At 73.2% G+C, this 21,555-nt stretch carries 16 protein-coding genes; 8 read left to right on the top strand and 8 right to left on the bottom strand.

Annotation, left to right across the window (positions count from 1 at the left end; translation table 11 throughout):
• Window positions 1–247 precede the first annotated feature (247 nt).
• Together CCN44_RS33565 and CCN44_RS33555 are read right to left on the bottom strand one after the other, a co-directional pair.
• Window positions 248–1,444 carry a S1 family peptidase gene (locus tag CCN44_RS33565; RefSeq protein WP_086702065.1) on the bottom strand — a complete coding sequence of 399 codons (1,197 nt, stop codon included), beginning with the start codon at window positions 1,442–1,444 and terminating at the stop codon, window positions 248–250.
• 467 nt (window positions 1,445–1,911) lie between these two features.
• Window positions 1,912–3,030 (bottom strand): FAD-dependent oxidoreductase, encoded by a 1,119-nt coding sequence (locus CCN44_RS33555; protein ID WP_086702062.1) that lies wholly within the window; start codon window positions 3,028–3,030, stop codon window positions 1,912–1,914.
• A gap of 53 nt (window positions 3,031–3,083) precedes the next feature.
• Between CCN44_RS33555 and CCN44_RS33550 the strand changes: the two genes are divergently transcribed.
• Entirely contained in the window at window positions 3,084–3,776 is a 693-nt protein-coding gene (locus CCN44_RS33550; RefSeq protein ID WP_086702059.1) for a TetR/AcrR family transcriptional regulator, read from the top strand.
• A gap of 350 nt (window positions 3,777–4,126) precedes the next feature.
• On the opposite strand, the gene CCN44_RS33545 is transcribed toward CCN44_RS33550, so the two are convergent.
• Together CCN44_RS33545 and htpG are read right to left on the bottom strand one after the other, a co-directional pair.
• Window positions 4,127–7,840: a CHAT domain-containing protein gene (locus CCN44_RS33545; protein WP_086702056.1), complete on the bottom strand. Its 3,714-nt coding sequence runs from the start codon at window positions 7,838–7,840 to the stop codon at window positions 4,127–4,129.
• A 168-nt stretch (window positions 7,841–8,008) separates the two neighbouring features.
• Window positions 8,009–9,919: a molecular chaperone HtpG gene (htpG, locus tag CCN44_RS33540; RefSeq protein WP_086702053.1), complete on the bottom strand. Its 1,911-nt coding sequence runs from the start codon at window positions 9,917–9,919 to the stop codon at window positions 8,009–8,011.
• Window positions 9,920–10,160: 241 nt separating this feature from the next.
• On the opposite strand from htpG, the gene CCN44_RS33535 reads away from it, so the two are divergent.
• A complete protein-coding gene (locus CCN44_RS33535) occupies window positions 10,161–10,640 on the top strand; it encodes an SRPBCC family protein (protein ID WP_059255891.1) in 480 nt (159 codons plus the stop codon).
• A 131-nt stretch (window positions 10,641–10,771) separates the two neighbouring features.
• Here the strand turns inward: CCN44_RS33535 and CCN44_RS33530 are convergent, their stop codons facing one another.
• Window positions 10,772–11,302 (bottom strand): P-loop NTPase family protein, encoded by a 531-nt coding sequence (locus tag CCN44_RS33530; RefSeq protein WP_237481538.1) that lies wholly within the window; start codon window positions 11,300–11,302, stop codon window positions 10,772–10,774.
• 129 nt (window positions 11,303–11,431) lie between these two features.
• Between CCN44_RS33530 and CCN44_RS33525 the strand changes: the two genes are divergently transcribed.
• The 3 genes from CCN44_RS33525 to CCN44_RS33515 all read left to right on the top strand — a co-directional run bounded on the left by CCN44_RS33525 (window position 11,432) and on the right by CCN44_RS33515 (window position 15,227).
• Window positions 11,432–13,372, top strand: coding sequence for an SMI1/KNR4 family protein (locus tag CCN44_RS33525; RefSeq protein ID WP_086702047.1), 1,941 nt, complete (start codon window positions 11,432–11,434; stop codon window positions 13,370–13,372).
• A 167-nt stretch (window positions 13,373–13,539) separates the two neighbouring features.
• Window positions 13,540–14,436, top strand: coding sequence for a DUF6424 family protein (locus CCN44_RS33520; protein WP_086702044.1), 897 nt, complete (start codon window positions 13,540–13,542; stop codon window positions 14,434–14,436).
• A 284-nt stretch (window positions 14,437–14,720) separates the two neighbouring features.
• A complete protein-coding gene (locus CCN44_RS33515) occupies window positions 14,721–15,227 on the top strand; it encodes a GNAT family N-acetyltransferase (protein WP_059255896.1) in 507 nt (168 codons plus the stop codon).
• 161 nt (window positions 15,228–15,388) lie between these two features.
• On the opposite strand, the gene CCN44_RS33510 is transcribed toward CCN44_RS33515, so the two are convergent.
• Window positions 15,389–15,778: a cupin domain-containing protein gene (locus CCN44_RS33510; RefSeq protein WP_059255897.1), complete on the bottom strand. Its 390-nt coding sequence runs from the start codon at window positions 15,776–15,778 to the stop codon at window positions 15,389–15,391.
• Between the two features lie 43 nt (window positions 15,779–15,821).
• A complete protein-coding gene (locus tag CCN44_RS33505) occupies window positions 15,822–16,718 on the bottom strand; it encodes an alpha/beta hydrolase (protein WP_086702041.1) in 897 nt (298 codons plus the stop codon).
• A 115-nt stretch (window positions 16,719–16,833) separates the two neighbouring features.
• Here CCN44_RS33505 and CCN44_RS33500 point away from each other — a divergent pair, with 115 nt between their 5' ends.
• The gene (locus tag CCN44_RS33500) at window positions 16,834–17,868 is read left to right on the top strand and encodes a helix-turn-helix domain-containing protein (RefSeq protein ID WP_059255900.1); all 1,035 of its coding nucleotides are present in this window, start codon (window positions 16,834–16,836) and stop codon (window positions 17,866–17,868) included.
• Window positions 17,869–17,926: 58 nt separating this feature from the next.
• Here the strand turns inward: CCN44_RS33500 and CCN44_RS33495 are convergent, their stop codons facing one another.
• On the bottom strand, window positions 17,927–19,144 hold the full coding sequence (locus CCN44_RS33495; protein ID WP_086702038.1) for an alginate lyase family protein: 1,218 nt from the start codon (window positions 19,142–19,144) through the stop codon (window positions 17,927–17,929).
• Window positions 19,145–19,450: 306 nt separating this feature from the next.
• Here CCN44_RS33495 and CCN44_RS47535 point away from each other — a divergent pair, with 306 nt between their 5' ends.
• Both CCN44_RS47535 and CCN44_RS33485 read left to right on the top strand, forming a co-directional pair.
• A complete protein-coding gene (locus CCN44_RS47535; RefSeq protein WP_059256465.1) occupies window positions 19,451–20,266 on the top strand; it encodes a septal ring lytic transglycosylase RlpA family protein in 816 nt (271 codons plus the stop codon).
• Between the two features lie 68 nt (window positions 20,267–20,334).
• Window positions 20,335–21,477 carry a chitinase gene (locus tag CCN44_RS33485; RefSeq protein WP_189396935.1) on the top strand — a complete coding sequence of 381 codons (1,143 nt, stop codon included), beginning with the start codon at window positions 20,335–20,337 and terminating at the stop codon, window positions 21,475–21,477.
• Window positions 21,478–21,555 lie beyond the last annotated feature (78 nt).

Here is a 21,555-nt window from a genome sequence, read left to right as displayed (position 1 = left end):
GCCCCGGCCGCCCCGGCCGTGAGGAGGGTGGTGGCGGCCAGTGCCGTCACCACGACGGCGGTCACGAGGTGCCGCAGGCGGCGTAAGGCCCCTCCGGGCCGGGACAGTGAGCGGGCGCTGCGGGGCGGGCATCTCAGCACGGTGTCTGCTCCGGGGGTCGGTGCGGTGCCCCGCCAGGGCCTCCGCTGTGCGCACGGAGCCCCTGGCGGGGCCGCGGGTGGTCGGTACGGGTGCGGGCCGCCGGTGTTCAGCCGGTGTACGTGTGCAGGGTCAGGCCGTACCGGGTGAGGATCTCGTTGACCGGCTGGAACCAGGTCTCGCCGCCGCCGGCGCAGTTGCCCCAGCCGCCGGAGGTGACGCCCTGTGCCTGGTCCCCGGTGATGAAGGAGCCCCCGGAGTCCCCGGGTTCGGCGCAGGCGCTCGTCTTCGTCAGCTGGTGCACCGCGCCCTGGCTGTAGTTGACGGTCTCGTTCGTCGCCAGGACCGTTCCGCAGTGCCAGTGGGACGTCGATCCCGAGCGGCAGACGGAGGAACCGACGGGTGCCACGGCCGAGCCGCGCACGAGCTGGTCGGGCACGGTGCCCCAGCCCAGCACCACCGGGACCGTCCACCAGCCGCTGCCCACGCTCACCCAGGCGTAGTCGTTGTCCGGGAAGGAGGAGCCCTGGAAGGTGCCGATGAAGGAGCCGTCCCAGCCGCTGACCCCGGCGCCGGGCCGGCCGCAGTGCCCGGCGGTCACGAACCCGCCGTGCACCGAGAAGCCGATGGAGCAGCGGACGTTGCCCGTGTAGTAGGGGTCGCCGCCGACGGTTCCCGCGGCGAAGGTGCGCGGTGCGGCGGCGACGGTCCGGACCGTGACGGGACCCGCTGCGCGGGCCCGCGACACGAAGCGGCGGACATCGTTGTCAGAGCGGTCCTCGCGTACGACGTCGACGACGACCGCGTTGGCCACCGGGTCGACGTGCCAGCCGCTCACCCCCGGCGGCGCGGACAGCCGGTCGATGCGGGTCTTGACGGCGTCCAGCTGCCGGGCCGAGTGCTCGGCCGTGCGCACGTCGGCTCCGGCCGCGCCGATGGCGCGGCGGGTGCCCGTCGTGGCGTCCGGGGTGAGCGCCACCGTCAGACGGCCCCGCTCGGCGTCGAACCAGGAGCCCGCGTAGGCCTCTCCGGCCGTCCGGCGCACCTGCGGAGCGAGTACCGCGGCGGCGCGCTCGGCGGCGATCCGCGCCTCGGCCTGCCGGCGCGTCAGACCGAGATCGCGCTGCATCGCGGCCAGGAGTCCGTCGGAGGCGGGCTTGGGGTCCGCGGTGGACGGGGCGGACTGGGCTGACGGAGTGGACGCGCTGGAGCCGGCCGCCGCCGCGGGGATCGTGCCCGCCGCGCTCGATCCGCCCAGGACCAGGAGCGAGGCCAGCACGGCATGCGTAAGTCGTCTGCGTCTCATGGAGTTGCCCTTCGTCGTTCCAGGGGTGGGGTGGAACAGCCGATCTCTCTGAGAGCGCTCTCATGCGTGGCGGGGCAGAGCCTAGCCCGCCCGCCGCGTCAGGTCCATGCCAATGCGAGAACTGGGGCGGCGCCCGACTCTCGCGGAGCGGGGGCGGGTCAGTCCGGAGGGCCGCGTACCAGCAGGCGTGGGGGCCGCTCGACGTCGACGGCCTCGAACGGAGGGCCGACGCCGAGGAGTTCGCGCGCGCAGTGCACGGGCCCGCGTCCGACGACTTCCCGTACCTGACGGCGCGTCGGTCGCCGTGGACGGCGGAAGCACCGCGGGCCGGGAAATGATCCGGCCGAGCGGTACCTCAGGCCGGTCCCTCGGCCTCTGCGGCGATCCGCACCGCGGACCCGCGGCCAAGGAGCCGCCGGGGCGTGGCGCCGGGCCGGTGTCGGTGCCGGTGCTCGCGCGCTCGGCGGTCAGGACGGCTGGACCTCGTCGAAGAGGGCGAGGGCTCCGGCGGGGTCCGGGCTCACCAGGCGTTCCAGGCCGGCCGTCGTGATCTTCGCCCACCTGCCGGCCCGTGCCCACATCCGCTCCTCGAAGGAGCGGACGGCCTCGTCGGGTTCTCCGGGGCCGGCGGCGAGGGACTCGGCGAGTTCGGCGCCTTCCAGCAGCGCGAGGTTCGCGCCCGCCCCCAAGGGGGGCATCAGATGGGCGGCGTCGCCCAGGAGCGTCACGCCGGGCACGTGGGTCCAGGTGTGGGACACGGGCAGGACGTGGAGGGGGCGGTGGACGAACGCGGTGCCGTGACGGAGGAGGCCGAGGACGGGAGCGGCCCAGCCGTCGAACAGAGCCAGCAGGCTCGATCGCACGGCCTCGGCGTCGGCCGGGTCCAGGTGCGCGTGCCAGTCCAGCGGCGCGCGGAACTGGGCGTACACCTTGACGTGGCCGCCGCTGTTGCGCTGGGCGACGAGCGCGCGGTTCACGCCGTACACAGCCACGGAACCGTCGCCGATCAACCGGGCGAGGTCGGGGTGGCGGGTGTCGACGTCGTCCAGGGAGGTCTCGACGAAGGTGACACCGGTGTAGTGCGGCGTCGCCGGCGAGACCGCCGGGCGGACCCGGGACCAGGCGCCGTCCGCGCCGACCACGAGGTCGTACGTCTCCTGGCGCCCGTCCGCGAACTGGACCAGTACGCCGTCCCGGGTCCCCGGCACCACCCGCGTCACGCCCCGCCCCCACTGGACGTCGAGAGGGCCGAGCAGCAGGTCACGGAGTTGCCCGCGGTCGATCTCGGGATTGGCCCGGTCATCGGGACGGGGTCGCCAGTCGCGCAGGACGGTCCCGGCCGGGTCCAGGATGCGCATGGCCTGCCCCTCGGGACGGGACAGCGCCCGGAACTCCGCCAGCAGCCCCGCCTTGTCCAGCGCGAGCTGGCCCAGATTCTCGTGCAGGTCGCCCCCGACGCCCGGGGGGCGGGCGTCGGGGGCGGGATCGCGTTCGAGGACGGCGACGGGGTGACCGTGGCGGTGCAGGACACGGGCGAAGGCGAGGCCGGCCGGGCCGGCCCCGACCACGGCGATACGATGTCTCATGTCGATACACTGTATTTTACCGATACACTGAATCGCAACAGTACGATGTGACCATGACTGTGTGGGACCGACCTGAGCCGCCGGCCCGCCCCGTGCCGCTCGACCGGGAGCGGATCGTCGCCGCCGCCGTCGCGCTGGCCGACGAGGGCGGGCTGGAGGCGGTGTCGTTGCGCAAGGTCGCCGCCCGGCTGAACGCCGGCCCGATGCGACTGTACGGATACATCTCCACCAAGGAGGAACTCTTCGACCTCATGGTGGACGAGGTCTACGCCGAGATCCTCCCCGAGGAGCAGCCCGGTGACTGGCGGGAGGCGCTGCGCACCCTTGCCCACCGCACCAGGCAGGCCGCTCTGCGTCACGAATGGCTGGCCGACCTGCTCGGTGGCCGCCCGTCCCTGGGCCCCAACAGCGTCGCCGTCACCGAGGCCACGTTGTCCGCCCTCGACGGTATCGCCGACATCGACACCGTCATGCGCGCCGTGGAGACCGTCAGCGCCTACTTCACCGGTGCGATCAGGCGCGAGATCGCGAACCTGCGGGCCGAGCGCGCCACGGGTCTGTCCAAGCACGACTGGCAGCGCGCCTCCGGCCCGCACGTGACGAGGATGCTGGCCACGGGCCGCTTTCCGGCGCTGGCCAAGGCCGTGTACGACGGCACGGACGTGGACGCCGAGACATCCTTCGCGACCGGTCTGGACTGGGTCCTCGACGCCGTGGCCGCCAAACTCACCCCACCGTCGGTGTGACGACGCTCGGCCCTTGCGCCGGCTGCTTGTCGTAGCGGGCTGCGATGCCGCGTGCCCGCCCCCCCTCATGACCAGCCGCGTACGGAGTGAAGCCGGCCGCCGATCCGGCCGAGCGGTCCGCCGGGCCGGCCGAGGCTCCGGGTCAGGAGGCGATGCGTGATGCGCTCCCTCCTGACATCGAAGCACGCGGCGCCGGCCGGGCGGGACTTGCGGGTGCCGGGGCGGGCCGTACGAGCAGCACTGTACGGCGAGCCGAGCTGCGGTGTGCCGTGACCTGGTGGCCTTGGTCGTGGGCGGGCCGGCGGCACGGCCTCCGCCGTAGGAGCACCCAGGCGGCACGGCGGCGCTGTTCACGCGCCCACGTGTATGTGCGCCGCCCAGCGGCCGGGCGCGTGGGACATGTCGGCGCGCAGGGCGCGGACCGCGTGGTGGAGGGCCTCCGCGGCGCGCGCCGGACCGGGGTCGGTGCTGCGGGCCATACGGGAGTAGAAGTCCTCGGCCGTCCGCAACGCCACGGCGTCCTCCACGCTCCACAAGGTGGCCACGACCTGCCGGTAGCCGGTGAACTGGAGGGCGTGGGCCAGTGTGATCGCCTCGTCGGGGACGTCCGCTCCGCCCATGGCCGTCTCGCAGGCGGACAGGTAGACGAGTTCCCCGGGGCCCGCGCGCCGGGCGGTGGCGAGTTCGGTCAGTGTCAGCACGCCGTCGTGGAGGTGGAGTCCGGCGCGGGACGGAGCCGACAGGTCCTGGCCGCCGTGGCAGGCGATGTGCGCCCAGGCGTGTCCGGCGAGCCCCGCGCGGACGGCGTCGCGAGTGGCCTGCGGGCCGTCGAGCAGCCTGGGGAACCGGCCGGGGAAGAGCCGGGTCACCGTCTCGGCTTCCTGTCGTACGCCGTGCAGGACGGGCAGGCCGGGTGCCTCGGCGACGGCGACGGCGAGCAGGCCGGCCCCGCCCCTGGCGCTGTGCGCCCGGGTGGGTGCCTGGGCCAGGCTGCGCAGCGTCGGGGTGTAGGAGCTGATGACGCGGTCGAGGACGCTGTCGCCGGGGCGGGGCCGGTCCGTGCCCGGGTCCGCGGGGCGGCCCGCCGCGTGCAGTGGCAGCAGGGTGAGCGGGCCCGTGGGGCACCACCACAGCCGGGTCCAGGGGGCTTCGGGAGGTACGGGCGAGGTGAGGTGCAGCGCTTCGAGGACCGGAGCGGCCACCGTCTCCCACAGCCATTCCAGGATGTCCCGGAGCGTCCGTTCGCGGAGCAGGCGTACGGCCCTGCCGGCGGCTCCGACGGCGCGGTCGGCTTCGCCGAGAACGGTGAGGAACTGGTCCACGCGCGCGTGCGCGTCGTCGGCCGTCAGACCGGGCAGCGGCACCGCGCGCACGGCGTCGCGGGTGACGATCAGGGCGTCGCAGCGCAGCGCGCTGACGTTGACCAGGACCACCGGCCCGGGCAGCGCCGACCGCAGCTCGCGCAGCGGAGGCCGGCGCAGGAAGTGCTCGAAGCCGGGCAGGCTGCGTATCTCCGTGACCAGTTCCTCCCACTCCTGGGCGGGCCCGGTGCGGTGGCCCGCGGCGTCGTGCCGCTCCAGCCAGGCGGGGCGCGGCCATCCCGCCGGCCCGGGCACGGCGGCGGCACCGGCGAGAGGAAGTGCGGAGACTCCCGCGCTGTCCGGCGCGTCCAGGGCGGCGCGGACCCGGTCCAGGCGGGCGGCGAGCGCGGGGGCCGCGGTGCGCAGCGCGTCGAGTTCGGTGTTCTGCTCCAGCAGCTGCGACCAGAGCACGGACCGGCCGCGTTCCAGGAGTTCGACGGCCTGCTCCGGCCGGTTCGCGGCCAGCGCGGTCGCGGCGGCGTTCTGGGCGAGTCCCGCGCAGTCGGCGAGCAGCCGTTCGCGCTGGGTGCGGTCCAGGCCGCGCCAGGCGAGCAGCGGCAGCAGGTCGACGGCGGCGGCCATGCCGTCCACGGCCTGGGCCCAGTCGCCGAGTTCCGCCGCGAGCCCGCCCCACGCGGTGGCCGCCGCGATCCGCTCGGCCGCCGCGGCGCCGGGCAACCGTGCCGCCCGCCGCCAGAGCGCGAGGGCCTCCGCGTCGTCACCGTCCCGGCCGCCGGTGTGCTCCCGGCGCGCGTGCAGCAACTGGGCGAGGGCGAACAGGTGCCGGCCGTACACGTGGCTGCTCTCCGGTGTGGCGCGTACCGCCTCCCGCAGCAGGGCCTCCGCCTCGTGTGCGTCGCGGGCCAGGCCGGTGTGCTCGTACCGCCGGCGGAGCGAACTCCCCAGATTGGCCAGGCACAGCGCCCGGTCGGCGACGCCCGCCGCCGCGTCGAGGGCCGCGCGGTGGGCTGCGATCGCATCGTCCAGATCGGCCAGGTCCTCCGCCTTCCGCACGGGTGCTTCCCCGCTGCCCGGGCCCGGCTCGCCTTCGGCTCCGTGTTCGAGCCGCCAGGCCCAGCGGGCGAGCAGGGAGTTGCCCAAATTCTCCCGGCACACCGCGTACAGCGGGTGGTCTCGGGGGGTGGCGTCGGCCGCCTGCCGGGCGGCACGGACGGCCTCCTCGATGTCGGCGGGGTCCAGGCGTTCCGCGAACCGCTCCTGGTGTGCGATGCCCAGCGCGTTCAGGTACATGGCCCGATGGGGGTCGCCGGGGGCGGCGGCCGTCACGGCCTCGGCCGCGGCGGCCACCGCCGTGTCGAGGTCGACGGGATCGGCGGCGAGCCGGTTGCGCAGCAGCACCAGGCCGCACAACTGGACGTGGCACAGGACATATCCGGCGTCGCCGGGCGAGACGGTGGTCAGGCCGTGCCGGATGGCGGAGATCGCCTCGTTCAGGTCCGCCGTGTCGCCCTCGCGCTCGAACCGCAGGCGCAGCGCACGGGCGTGGTTGTTCAGCAGGATGCCGCGCACCGGGTGGTCGGGGGGACAGCGGCGGAGCGCTTTGCGGCCGGCGTCGACCGCCTCGTCCAGGTCCTCGGCGTCGCCGGTCAGCTGGGCACGGAGCTGCAGCGCACTGGCCAGCTGATCCAGGCAGGCCGGGTGGTCGGTGTCGCGTGGGGCCGAGAGGCGCAGGGCGGTGCGGGCGGCGGCGACGCAGGCGGCGAGATCACCGCGGTCGCCGGTGCGTTCGTGCCGGCAGCGCAGCGCGAGGGCGAGGTTGACCAGCACGGACACCGCGTGGGCCGCGCCGCCCACCGGTGGTTCCGCCACGGCGTCGTCCGGGTCCGGGGCGGCGGGCACGGGCACGCCCAGGGCGTCGAGCGCGGCTCGCCCTGCCGCGACGGACTCGTCCAGGGCACGCGGGTCGCCCTGGTCCTCGTACTGCCGGACGAGCGCGCCGCCCAGCGTGCCCAGGCAGGCCGCGCGCAGGTACCCGTCCGGGGCGGCTGCCGCTCCGTCGCGCGCGTGGACGACGGCCTCGGCCAGGTCGGCCCGGTCTCCGCGGCGTTCGCTCCGGTTGCGCAACGCCACGGCCAGGTTGTTGCAGGCGGCCGGGTACGACGCGGATCCCGGATCCGCCGCCGCGACGGCATCGCGCCCCGCGTGGACCGCTTCGTCGAGATCGGCCGGCGCTCCGGTGAGCAGATGCCGGTCGGTGAGCAGCCCGCACAGGGTGGCCAGGAGGGGGGCCTGTTCCGGGCGGGGGGTCGCGGGATGCCGTACGGCGGACCTGGCCGCCTCGATCGCGGCGTCGAGTTCCCTGAGGTCACCGGTGGCCCGCAGGCGGGCCCGCCGCACCTGCGTCGTCTGCGCGAGGAACCGGGCGAGCGTGGGCAGCCGAGGGTCGTGTTCCCCCGCTCGTCCGCGCAGCCGGACCGCCAGTTCGGCGTGGTCCAGGGCGCGGTCGAGGTCTGCCGGCACCTCCGTGCCGGCGCCCTGTTCGGCGCGCAGGAGGTACAGGAGCGAGGCGAGGTACGCGGCGATCGCCCGCTGCCCGGGATGCTCCGCGGGCAGCTGTGCGTACCACGTGTGCGCCAGCGCCAGCGCCCGTTCCACGGCGGCCGGTTCGCGCACCGCCGTGGCCTGCTCGAAGGCCGTCAGGGCCTCGGCCGCGAGGTCGCGCAGGCTGTCGTCGAACGGCATCTGTTCGTGCCTCCCCCGGTCGGACCTGTCCGCGGGCCGGTACGGCCTGGACAGTGTCGTGGCACTTTCGTGTACGACGCCTCGTACACGGGATGCGGCGCCCCGGCGGCCTGCCCGTCGAGCCCGTGAGGGTGCTCCGGGCAGGCCGCCGGTGTCCGGCGAGCCGCGTTACAGCGCGCGCTCCAGGCGGTCCGCCATCAGCTTGACGAAGCGGGCCGGTTCCTTCGGCTGGCCGCCCTCGGCGAGCACCGCCAGGCCGTGCAGCAGCTCGGCCGTCTCGGCCAGCTCCGTGCGGTCCTCGCGCTCCTTGTACGCCTGGTTGAGGCCCTTGACCAGCTGGTGGTCCGGGTTGAGTTCCAGGATCCGCTTGGCGCGCGGCACCTCCTGGCCCATCGCGCGGTACATGTTCTCCAGGGCCGGGGTCAGGTCGTGCGCGTCGGAGACGACGCAGGCCGGGGAGACGGTGAGGCGGGAGGACAGGCGCACCTCCTTGATGTCCTCGTCCAACTGCTCCTTCATCCAGCCGAGCAGCCCGGCGTACTCCTCGGTCTGCTTCTCCCGCTCCTCGTCGCCGGACTCCTCGTCCTTCGCGTCGAGGTCGATCTGGCCCTTGGCGACGGACCGCAGCTTCTTGCCCTCGTACTCGCCGACGGCGTCCGCCCACACCTCGTCGACCGGGTCGGTGAGCAGCAGCACCTCGATGCCGCGGGCCCGGAACGCCTCCATGTGCGGGGAGTTCTCGATGCTCTGCCGGGACTCGCCGGTCAGGTAGTAGATGTCCTCCTGGCCGTCCTTCATCCGCTCGACGTACTGCTTGAGGGTGGTCGGCTCGGTGTCGTGGTGCGTGCTGGCGAACGAGGCGACGGCGAGGATGGCGTCCCGGTTCTCCGCGTCGGTGACCAGTCCCTCCTTCAGGACCGTGCCGAACTCCCGCCAGAACGTGTCGTACCGCTCCCGGTCCTTGGTCATCATCTCCTTGACCGTGGACAGGACCTTCTTCGTCAGCCGGCGCCGCATCATCTCGATGTGGCGGTCCTGCTGGAGGATCTCGCGGGACACGTTGAGCGACAGGTCCGCCGCGTCGACGACGCCCTTGACGAAGCGGAGGTACGGCGGCAGCAGCGCCTCGCAGTCGTCCATGATGAACACGCGCTTGACGTAGAGCTGCACCCCGCGCTTGAAGTCCCGGGTGAACAGGTCGTGGGGGGCGTGCGCGGGGAGGAACAGCAGCGCCTGGTACTCGAAGGTGCCCTCCGCCTGGAGCCGGATCGTCTCCAGCGGGTCGCGCCAGTCGTGGCCGATGTGCTTGTACAGCTCGTGGTACTCGTCGTCCGAGACCTCGTCGCGCGGCCGGGCCCACAGCGCCTTCATGGAGTTGAGCGTCTCGGGCTCGGGCGTCTCGTCGCCGCTGTCGGCGGCGGCGGAGGCCTCGGGCATCATCCGGATGGGCCAGGTGATGAAGTCCGAGTACCGCTTGATGATCTCCCTGATCTTCCAGGGAGAGGTGTAGTCGTGGAGCTGGTTCTCGGGGTCGGCCGGCTTGAGGTGGAGCGTGACCGAGGTGCCCTGCGGTGCGTCGTCGACCGTCTCCAGCGTGTACGTGCCCTCGCCGCGCGACGTCCAGCGGGTGCCCTGGGTCTCGCCGGCGCGGCGGGTCAGCAGGGTGACCTCGTCGGCCACCATGAAGCCGGAGTAGAAGCCGACGCCGAACTGGCCGATGAACCCCTCTTCCCCGGCCTTGTCCTTGGCGTCGCGCAGCTCCTGGAGGAACTTCGCGGTGCCCGAGTTGGCGATCGTGCCGATGAGCTGCCCGACCTCGTCGTACGACATGCCGACGCCGTTGTCCCGCACGGTGAGGGTGCGGGCGTCCTTGTCGATGTCGATCTCGATGTGCAGGTCGGAGACGTCGGCGTCGAGCGAGTCGTCCCAGAGCTTCTCCAGGCGCAGCTTGTCCAGCGCGTCGGAGGCGTTGGACACGAGCTCCCGCAGGAAGACGTCCTTGTTCGAGTAGACCGAGTGAATCATCAGCTGCAGCAGCTGACGGGCCTCTACCTGAAACTCAAAGGTCTCAGTCGGCATGTTCGCGAATACCTCACACGTCCTGTCGCCGGAACTGGTGGCAGCCACTGTAAAACACCACGTCAGCGCGGTGGCCGGAAGTGGGGGGCGCTGGCCGGATCCGCGCGCCGTCGTCCGTGGATCGACGCCCGTCCCCCCACGCGGTACGTAGTCAGTCTCTCACGCAGCGCAAGGGCGGCGTAACGCCCGGCCCCCCGGGTACTCGCCCGGTCCAGGCAAGACTGACTACGGAGGCGCTGAGATGAGCACGGTCAGGGAAGCGGTGGAAGTCGACGTTCCGCTCCACACCGCGTACAACCAGTGGACGCAGTTCGAGGATTTCCCGAACTTCATGGAAGGCGTCGAGGAGGTCAGGCAACTGGACGACCGGCACAATCACTGGACCACCAAGATCGGCGGCGTGCGGCGCGAGTTCGACACCGAGATCGTCGATCAGCTGCCCGACGAACGCATCACCTGGCGCACCACCAGCGGCGACACCCACCAGAAGGGAACCGTCCGCTTCGAGCGCCTGGACGACACCCACACCAAGGTCGAGCTGGTGATGGACGTCGAGCCCAGCGGAGCCATGGAGAAGGCCGCGGATCTGCTCGGCACCATCGACCGCCGCGTCAAGGGTGACATGAAGCGGTTCAAGGAGTACATCGAGGAGCGCGGCGGCGAGTCCGGTGCGTGGCGAGGCCGGATCCGGCCGGGCGGCGCCGGTCCGACACCTCTCTGACCCCGCGCGGGCACGAGACGTCCGCCGACCGCACGCAGTCGCCAGGCACATGGCCCCGGCCCACGGGCTCGGGCCATGTGCCTCGCCTGTGTGCGCCTGTTGCGCGGGCACCCGTCCCGGGTGCGTGATGTTCAGTGTTCCCGCGGCGGAAGGCCGGCCAGCCCGGTGTCGGACATGATGCGGTCGACGGTCTCCCGCAGCGAGCTGTCGGCGCCGATCACGGTCTCGACTCCGCCGGGCAGCAGGTCGAGGTGCCTGTACCACGCGCGCATCTCCGCCTCGCCGTACTCCCCCGCCTGCGGTTTGCCCGCGTGGCGGACCAGGGTCTCCTCGAACGGGACGTCCAGGTAGTAGCCGTGGGTGGGCCCGCGGTGGTCGGCACGCAGCCGGGCGAGCATGTCGCCGTAATGAGCGGCGTAGAGGATGCCTTCCACGACGACGTGGAAACCGGCGTCCAGGGCGTAGCGGGCGGTGAGGTCGATCAGCCCGATGTTGGCGGCTCCGGGGCGGTCCCGCTCGCGGAGTACGACGCGCCGCAGATTGTCCTGCCCGACCAGGGCCAGGCCGCGGCCGAACCGCTCCCTGATCCCCGCCGCGACGGACGACTTCCCCGAGGCGCTGTTGCCGCGCAGCACGACCAGCCGGGTCTCTTCGGTGCCCACCCTCACACCGGAACGCTACCCGCCCGTGGCATCGCGGTACGCGTTCCGGCCGGTCGGTTCATGCCAGCGGATGCCGAACCTACGCTTGAGGCAGGGGCGTTGTCAGTGGGGCCTGGCACGATCGGTGGCATGACGGACATCGACGGCTGGCGGGCCTTCCTGGCGCGCTGGAGCCAGGAGTGGGCGGACGCGCGGGACCCTGACGCGCCGGCGGACGAGCGGCCCGCAGGCGACGAGGAGCCTCTGCGTACGCGCCGGCTGGGGTTCCCGCCCGCCTCCGAGGAGCGGATCCGCGCCGTGGAGGAGCGGCTCGGACACCGGCTGCCGCCCTCGTACCGGACGTTCCTGGCGGTGAGTGACGGCTGGCGGCACGCGGGCGGCTTCGTGCGGCTGCTGGCCGGCACCGACCAGATCCGGCGGCACCGGGGCGCGGCCGGGCCGGCCGAGCATGTCCCCGGGGACCTCGGCGACCAGCCCGCGCCCGGGGAGGAGTTGCTCGCGGGCCTGTGGCATCGGGCCCTGCGACTGGACGTGGCGTCGGACGCCGTGTCCGTCCTGATGGACCCCGGTGACGTGGACGCCGACGGCGAGTGGGCCGTGTACAGCTACGCGTCGTGGCGCGCGAGCCCACCGGAGCGGTACGTGTCGTTCCGGGCGTTCATGGAGGAGATGTACCGGGAGTTCCACCGCCTGCAGGCGCACCGGTCGCGCCGCGCCGGGCGGGAGTTCGTGAACGAGACGACGCGGGCGCTGGACGCGTCCGTGGCGGACGCCCGGCTGGAGGCGCTGCGCGGCCGGTACGCGCGGGCCGACGAGGCACTGACGGAGGCGATCGCGTACGGCAGACCGCGGGCGGTGGAGCTGCGCGACCAGATCCGCCGGCTGCTGGGGCAGACGCACATGATGTCGTTCCACGGGCTGGCGGCCGACCCGCTGTACGCGCCGGAGGTCCTGCCCGTCCTGGCGGCCGAGCACGTGAGCCACCACCGGGACGACTCCTTGTGGCCCTCCCACCCGGGCGGCGCCTTGGGAGCGGTGGCCGGGACGGCGGACGAGATCCTGCGCGCCGTCCGGGAAGGCACGTACCGCTACGCCCCCGAGGGCGGCTTCGGGCGTGCCGTGGAGGAGGCGCGGGAGCAGGCCCGGTGGGGCGACACGGACGGGGCGTGGCGGACGCTGCGTGCGGCGCTGCCCGCGTGGCGGCCCGTGGGCCCGGAGCACATCGCCCCGGTCGGCCTGTGCGCCGATCCGCTCCTCGGCCCGCTGCTCACCCCGGAGCGGGGCCGGGAGCTGCTGGCCACACCCCGGGCCGGGCAGCGGGGTACGGCCCCGGCGTCGGCGGACGACCTGGATCCGCCGGGACTGGCGTGGCTGACCGAGGTGGATCGCGGCCAGCTCCTGTCGTCGTATCGCTTCGTGCTGGTGGAGGCGGTGGAGCCCGCCGGGCTGCCCGGCCGGATCGGCGCGGACGGCACGACCGTCCTGAACGAGCCGATGACCTCGTGGGAGTCCCGCCTGCTGCGCCGCGGCGCCGGGAACGGGGCGCCGTGGGAGGACAGGGCGCTGACCGCCGTCGGCCGGGCGGGCCCCGGCTGGAGCTTCGCCCTGGAACCGGGGCCGCGCGGTCGCTTCGCCGAGAAGTGGTTCGTCTCCCCGGGCATCGCGGCTTCGCGGGGCACGCGCGCGGTGACGGTGTGGAGCGAGCCGTTCGACGGCCGCTCGGGTGTCTTCCATCTGTCCGTCGCGGAGGACGGGGCGCAGCGGTACGCGTTCACCGTGCGGGGCACGTCGGTCGACGTACGAGGGTCCGTGCCGGACGCGCTGGACCCGGAGCGGCTCTTCCGGGCGGACGAGCCGCGCACCGGGCGGCTGGGGGAACGCCGGGCCCTGGAGGCGCTCGCCGCCGAGTACGGTGTCCGGTTGCCGCGGCTCGCCCTCACCCGTGGACGCCTGCACACGTTCCGGACCCTTCCGTGGAACCGGCCGCCGGGCCCGGGCGAGGGCCGTGCGACGCTGAGGTTCGTGCGCACCGGACGGAGTGCCGGGGGCGGTGAGAGCCGGGGAGCCTGACGCGGGCGCGCGGTCCGACACCCGATGCCCCGTTCAAGGGTCAACTACCGTGTGGCTCAGGGGCGGCGGCTGCGCTCGCACACCGCCGGACCGCGGCGCACGATGGTCACAGGGGGCAGTGGCACCGTGGGCCGTACCCGGGCCACGGGCGGCACGAGGAGGGCACCATGACCCGCGCCGGCACCGTCGCCAGAGCCCCGATGCCCGACACGATCAAACCGGGCGGCACCCGCGCGGAGAACCATCCCTGGCGGATCCGGCTGGTCGAGCACCCGAAGCGCTTCGAGTCGTCGTTCTTCCGGGCCGCGAAACGGACGGCGCGCCGGATCCTCGAGGAGATGGACGACGCGGATCTGCCCTACGGCCCCCGGCCCGTGGCGCCCGAGGGCTGGGAGATGCATCACGGCGGCAGTCTGTGGGTGAGGACGGCGGGCGGCTGGCGGATGTACCGGGCCCGTGCGGGCATCGAGTGGAGCATGCAGTTCTGCGCCGAGCCGCCCAAGGTCGACCGGCTGCGCCGGGACGCGGCCGACCTCGTGGCGGGCTTCCCGGACACGCTGCCCGCCCTCGCGGACCTGGGCTACGAGGAGGCGGACGCCCTGCTCCAGACGCCGATCGAGGACGCGGACGGTGTGGAGGCGTGGACCGACTCCCTCTTCAACGCGTGCGTACCGCTGAGCCGCGGGAACCACCAGGGGATCCTGCCGAAGGTGCCCGGTGAACACCATTACCCGTGGCCCGTGAAGGGCGCGGACTTCTTCCGGTACGACGACTTCCAGCTGTGGGTGACCCTGCCCGACGGTACCCACGGGGCCGTGACGCCGGTGGACCGGCGGGGCTCCGGTGACGGGCACGTGCGACTGGTCCTCACCGCGGAGGGCAGCCGGGCCGCGGACACGCTGGCCGAGGCGCAGGACCGCGGGCTGATGGCGGTCATGCCGCCGAACAGCTCGGCCGCGCTCCAGGCGTTCGCCGAGCAGATCGAGCCGGGCCGGCGCACCGCGTCCGGACCGCCGGCCACCCGCCGGGCACGCGGCAACGGCGGGCGTTCCCGGGCCCGTTGACCGAGGCGCCACCCCTGCCGGGTCGCCGCCGGCCGGTGCCCCGGCCGGTCCTGGCCGGGCGGCCCGAGGCGGCGGGGCTGTACACTTGCACGCGTCCGTGCCGATCAGGAGCAGAGAAGACAGGGAGGTGAGGTTGATGACCGCGCTCGGGGCCACCCCGCTCAGCGCCCGGATCTCCCTCACGTCCCGGGCCGTGGCCTGACCTCGCCCTGTCCGCCCCCGTCGGAAGCGTGAGCCGCCGGGGACTCTTCCGAACACACTCCTGGAACGGACCTTCATCTGTCATGCGCAACTGGATCACTCGCGCCGAGACCAGCGCCGACATCCCGGCCGTCCGCGCCATCGTCCTCGCCGCCTTCGAGACCCCCTTGGAGGCCGACCTCGTCGACGCGCTGCGCGCCGACCCGGCGTGGATCGAGGGCCTGTCCCTCGTCGCCACGGACGAGCACGGCACCCCCGTCGGCCATGCCCTGCTGACCCGCTGCCACATCGGCGACACCCCGGCCCTGTGCCTGGCTCCCGTCGCCGTGCGGCCCGAGTACCAGCGCACCGGCGCGGGCTCCGCCGCCGTCCGCGCGGCTCTGGCGGCGGCCGGGAGCAGGGGCGAGCGCCATGTCGTCGTCCTGGGCCACCCGGCGTACTACCCCCGGTTCGGCTTCACCCGGGCATCCGCCCACGGCATCGGCCTGACCATCGACGTCCCGGACGAGGCCCTGATGGCCCTCTCCCTCGACGCCGACCACCCCCTGCCCCACGGGACCGTCCGCTACGCGGCACCGTTCGGCATCTGACCCGCCCGTCGGGCGGGCGCGGACCCTTCCGCGCCCGCCCGGTCGTCAGCGCGCCCCGGAACGGGTCAGGAAGTCCGTGGGGGCGCGGGTCCCGGTGTCGCCCTGCCCCGGCCGGCGGTGGAGCGGCACCGGACCGCGACGGCCTGCCCGGCGTCCGGGTGCTAGCCGTCGGTCCGCTTCTCCAGGCGGCTGCCGCGCGGCAGGGTCACGGACATGATGTCGCTGGGGCCGTCCGGCGCGAGGCGGTGCCATCGTCCCCGCGGCACGATGGCCGCCGTTCCCGCGACGAGCCTGATCTCCTCCTCCTCGTGTCCGGGCTGCTCCGGGCGGAGGTAGAGGCGTATCGCGCCGTCGAGACAGGAGACGACCTCGTCCGCGGCGGAGTGCACCTCCCAGTGATCGGCGTGGACGTCGGCGTCGCCCCGCACATGGAAGGTCATCAGCTGCCAGCCGTCCCGCTCGGCGTCGAACACCGGCTGTTCGGCCCGCACTCGGCCGCCCTCGTCCAGGCGGATGAAGGAGGCGAACAGGTCGATCGGGGTCACGGTCATACGGAGACGTCCTTTCTGTGGTGATCGTTCGCCGGGGTGGCGCTCACTCGGCGAGGGCCCGGCGCAGGACGGCGCCGAGTTCGGCGATCTGCCGCTGGGAGATCTCGGCGGACAGGATCGCCTGCGACCCGTGGAAGGTGCCGGGCCACTGGTGCAGTTCGACCGACACGCCCGCCTGGAGCAGCCGCACCGCGTAGGCGATGTCCTCGTCGCGATTCGGGCAGAACTCGGCGGTGGCGATGTAGGCCGATGGCAGACCGGACAGGTCGGTGGCCCGCGCGGGGGCGGCGTGCGCAGTGGCGGGCCGGGAGCCCAGGTAGTGCCGCCACGACGCGGTGATCTTGTCGCGGTTCATCCAGGGCGTGTCGGTGAAGTTCCGCTGCGACCAGGTCTCCTGCCGGTCGTCCAGCTGCGGTTGGTTGAGCAGCTGGAAGCGGATCGGCGGCCCCTGCCGGTCACGCGCCCGCAGGGCCACGGCCGCCGCGAGCCCCCCGCCGGCGCTGTGCCCGCCGACCGCGATCCGTCCGGGGTCGATGCCGAGTTCGGCCGCGTGCTCGGCCAGCCAGGTCAGTACGGCGTAACCGTCGTCCAGGGCGGCCGGGAAGGGGTGCTCGGGGGCCAGGCGGTAGTCCACCGAGACGACCACCGCTCCGGAGAGGGACGCCATCCGGGCGGCCCACGGGTGCTCGGTGTCCACGCTGCCCATGACGTATCCGCCGCCGTGCAGCCAGACGACGGCGCCGCGCGCCTGCTGCGGCCGGTAGATCCGCACCGCCACGTCCGGGTCGGCGGGCACCGTGCGGTCCTCGATGTCGAGATCCGCGGTGTCCGGCGCCGGAACGCCGGCGGCCAGCTCGGCGAGGTTCTTGCGTGCGGTGACCGGGTCGGTCAGATCCGCCTTGGGGAACAGCGGGACGAACGCTTCCAGTTCGGAATCCATGCCGACATCCTGCGGGGCGCCGCCCGGGGAGGCATCCGCCGTCCGTCGGGCATCCGGCGCGGATCACGCACCGATCGGCGCCGACCGCCCGCCGCCGAGGCCCTATCCTCGGGCCATGGAGGCACTGGCCATGCGGCTGTCCCAGCTGGACGCGCAAGCCGAGGGCGCGATTCGCGTCGTCATGTTCTACGACACGCTGATGCGCCGGCGGGTGGACCTCCCGGCGCTCGCCCGGGCCTCGGCGGGCCTGGCCGAGTGCGTGGCCGGGATTCGGCTCCACGGCACGGGGCGGGTGATCCGGTTCGGGCCCGACGGCGGGGAGAGACGCGACGCGCAGACCCCTGTGTCCAGCGCGGCACCGCTCACGCTCGACGAGGAGGAGATCGGCACGGTGTGGCTGGAGCGGCCCGGTCCGCCCGTCCCGCTCGACGAAGTGGTCCTGGACCGGCTCGCCATCGCCGCCGCGGCCGTCGTCGAACGGTACGGCCCCGCCCGCACCACCATGGCCGACCCCGCCCTGGTCGAACTGGTCGTCAGCTCCGACAGCGACGAGGCCGCCCGCGTCCGGGCGTTACGGCTCCTGGGCTTCGCCGCCGACCTGCCGGTCCGCGTCCTGGCCGTGCGGTCGCGGCTTCCGCTCGACCGCATCGGCGGCCTGGTCTGCCCGGGCCGCCCCGTGAAGGCGGCACCGCTCGGCGACGTGGGCGTCATCCTGGCCACCACGGTGGACGGGACCCGGCTGCCGGCGGGCGTCCGCGCGGGGATCGGCGCCGCGGACAGCCCCGACCGGTCCTGGCGGCAGGCCCGCACCGCACTGCGCTTCACGACCAGCCGCCGGCCGGTCGTCCCCTACGACAGCCTGGGCGCGTTGGCGCTGCTCGCCCGGATCCCCCCGGAGGCCGCGCGGGACAACGCCGACGTGGCCGCCGTCGCCCGGATCGCCGACGACCCGGAGGACCTGGAGACCCTGGACGCCTACTGCGCCACCGGCTCCCTGCGACGCGCCGCCGACCTGCTCCACCTGCACCACAGCAGTGTCGCCCGCCGCCTCGAACAGATCGGGAAGACCCTGGGCGTCGAACTCACCGAGCCCACCGGCCTGCTGCGGGCCCGGCTCGCCCTGACCCTGTGGCGGCTGCTCGACGGCTGAGGGCCGCGCGGGCCGGGACTGAGACGCCCCGTTGGCACCGGTTCGGCTTGCCGCGGGGTCAGTTCGGGTTGTCCCCGTGGGTCAGGGTCTCCCAGGCGACGAAGAGGTTGTTGCTGCCCGCCGGGCGGTTCTGCTCGGTCAGGGCCTGGGTGTTGGTCATGGCGATGCCCAGGCGGTTGTGCAGGGCGTTGTAGCCGACCTCGGTGACCGGGCCCAGCCCCCGCTTGACGACCCCGCCGCACAGCCAGCTCGGGACGGCGGTGCCCAGTTCGTACTTGGCCTGGAACCCGAGCGCCTGCCGCAGTCGCTCGCCGACGTCGGTGCCGTACAGGTCCTGGCCCTGGATCCGGCTGGTCTCGGCGACGTGCGAGATGGCGGAGATGCCGTACCCGGTGTGGGTGAAGTCGCGGCAGGTCTCCTGGGTGAGGCCGGTGACGAAGGTGGACTGGCCCTGCCAGTAGGAGACGATCTTCTCGCGGGTGTTCAGGTTCTGGCTCGGTACGGTCTTCGGCAGGTCGCCGTCGGAGGCGAGGTAGACGTACGCGGCGGTGCGGGTGCGGAACCTGGCCATGGCCTTGTCGTACGACGCCTTGTCCTCCAGGAAGACGGAGATGCCGACGGCCGCCTCCATCATCGACAGCTCCCAGTTGCCGTTGGAGTTCGAGCCGTTGATGATCTCGGGCAGGTAGACGTTGCGGAGCATGGTCGCGAAGCGACCGGAGTTGGCCCACGTGCCGGTGTACGTGTGCTTGATGATCTCGGCGGCCTTCGGCCAGGAGGAGCCCGCCCAGCCCGTCTGCAGCGGCGCGTTGCTGTTGGTGTGGTCCTGGAGCACCGCGGACCAGGCGTCCATCAGCTCGATCGCCTTCTTGGCGTAGCGCTCGTCACGGGTGATGTACCAGGCGAGCGCGTCGGTGTAGGCCGCGATGGCGTCCTCGCGTTCGTCGGTGCAGCCGTAGTTGGGGTTGGAGTACGAGCCGCACTCCACGACGGCGCGCGGCTTGGGCGTGCGGCTGAGGCTCGCGTACGTGCTCGCCATCATCTGGTCGTACGCGCTCTTCCAGGGCTGGGCTCCGGCGAGCACCTTGTCGCGGGCGAAGTCGAGCTGGGCACGGGAGACGGTGACGCCGGGGTGGACGAAGGCCGCGGGTGCGGCCTCCGCCCGCTGGGTGCCCGGCCAGGAGAGCAGCCCGGCGCTGAGCACGGTGGCCGCCGCCGTGAGGGCGAGAGCGGAACGCGGGGACTTACGGCGGCGCCGGGCGGGTATGTCCTGCATCTCATCCGTCCTCGTATGTGAACGCCATGCGGCTTCTTGAACGTTCGAGTCGATCGAGACCATAGGTACGGACCAGATGCTCGTCAAGGGGTCGCGAAAACGGCTTTCCCTCCGGTCGGCAGCGTCAACAAATGAACGCCCAGTGGCCGGCACTCCAGCTGTCACCGTGACCTGACTTCAAGACCACGCGTCCCTGAACTCCCGTACAGACGTGCCTTGTTCAGCTCTTGACGACTCTGGTTCAGACCACTTACCTTCCGGAAGCCTTCCGTCCTCCATCGACCGCGAAAGGCTGTGAATCCCTCCGTGGCCGTACAACCCCCCACTCGCCCGGTCCTCTTACGGACCGCGCTCGCCGCTGCCGTCGCCCTGTCGGCGGGAGTGCTCGCCGCCTCCCCCGCCCGGGCCGCGACCGGCGCCATCACCGGGCTCGCCGGCAAGTGCCTGGACGTCGCCGGGGCCGCCTCCGCCGACGGCACGCCCGTCCAGCTCTACGACTGCAACGGCACCGCCGCCCAACAGTGGACCGTCGGCAGCGACGGCACTCTCCGCGCCCTCGGCAAGTGCCTGGACGTCACCGGCAACTCGACCGCCGACGGCGCCAAGGCACAGCTGTGGACGTGCACCGGCGGCGCCAACCAGAAGTGGACCGTCACCGCCGCGCACGACATCGTCAACCCGCAGGCGGACAAGTGTCTCGACGTCACCGGCAACACCTCCGCCAACGGCACCCCGACCCAGATCTGGACCTGTACCGGCGGCGCCAACCAGAAGTGGAACGCGCCGGCCGCGCAGACCGGCGAGCAGTGCTGGGCCACCCACTACGGCCCCCAGCCGCCCGGTGCGCTGACGGCCAGCGGTGAGGTGTTCGACAACAACGCCGACACGGCGGCGACTTCGCTCAGCCGTCAGCCACAGCTGCCCTTCGGGACCCGCGTCCAGGTGACCAATGTCGCCAACGGCCGGTCGCTGGTGGTCCGCATCAACGACCGGGGCACCTTCGTGCAGACCCCGCAGGAGCCCAAGTGCCTCGACCTGACCGACGGTGCGTTCAGCCGGCTCGGCGGAAGCCTGAACCCGGACGCCGGGCACATCGTCGTCACGCAGACCGTCCTCGGCTGACCTTCCCGTCCGACCTCGCGCGTACCTCCCGGTCCGCGCTCCACCCCGCGAACTGGAGCGAATTCTTCATGCCTCTTCCGCACCTCAGACGGATCCCGCTGCGCCGCCTGCCGCTCGGGCGGTCCCTGGCCGCCGCCGTCGCCGCGTCCTTCGCCGTGCTGTTCGCCGTCGTACCGGCCCGGGCCGCCGACGGACAGATCACCGGCCTCGCCGGCAAGTGCGTCGACGTCGCGGGCGCGAGCAGCGCCAACGGCACCGCCGTACAGCTCTACGACTGCAACGGCACCGCGGCCCAGCGGTGGTCCAACCCGGGCGACGGCACCCTGCGGGCGCTCGGCAAGTGCCTGGACGTCGTAGACCGCGGCACGGCCGACGGAGCCGCCGTGCAGCTGTGGGACTGCTCCGGCGGCACCAACCAGCAGTGGGTGGTCACGGCCGCGCACGACATCGTCAACCCGGCCGCGAACAAGTGCCTGGACGTGCGGGACAACAACGCGGCCAACGGCACCCGGCTGCAGATCTGGAGCTGCACCGGCGGCGCCAACCAGAAGTGGAACGCGCCGGCGAGCGGTGGGGGCGGCAGCACGCCGTCCGGATTCGTCGTCTCCGAGGCCCAGTTCAACCAGATGTTCCCGAACCGGAACCCCTTCTACACGTACAGCGGGCTGACCGCCGCGCTCAGTGCGTACCCCGGCTTCGCGAACACCGGCAGCGACACCGTGAAGAAGCAGGAGGCCGCCGCCTTCCTCGCCAACGTCAGCCACGAGACCGGCGGCCTGGTGCACATCGTGGAGCAGAACACCGCCAACTACCCGCACTACTGCGACCCGGGCCAGCCGTACGGCTGTCCGGCGGGGCAGGCGGCGTACTACGGCCGCGGACCCATCCAGCTGTCCTGGAACTTCAACTACAAGGCCGCCGGCGACGCGCTCCACATCGATCTGCTCAACAACCCCTGGCTGGTGCAGAACGACGCGTCCGTCGCGTGGAAGACCGGCCTGTGGTACTGGAACACCCAGTCCGGGCCCGGCACGATGACCCCGCACGACGCCATGGTCAACGGCGCCGGCTTCGGCCAGACCATCCGCAGCATCAACGGCTCCCTGGAATGCGACGGCAAGAACACCGCCCAGGTCCAGAGCCGCGTCGACGCCTACCAGAGGTTCACCCAGATCCTCGGCGTCAGCCCGGGTGGCAACCTGTACTGCTGACCTCCTTCCCCTGCGCCCCTGCCGTGCGGACCGGTCGAACGGCGGCCCGCACGGCAGGGGCACGCGTGCCGCCGGGAA

Source organism: Streptomyces tricolor, from assembly GCF_002155905.1.
In the GTDB taxonomy this organism is placed as follows: Bacteria; Actinomycetota; Actinomycetes; order Streptomycetales; family Streptomycetaceae; genus Streptomyces; species Streptomyces tricolor.
This window is presented reverse-complemented; position numbering and strand designations above follow the sequence as displayed.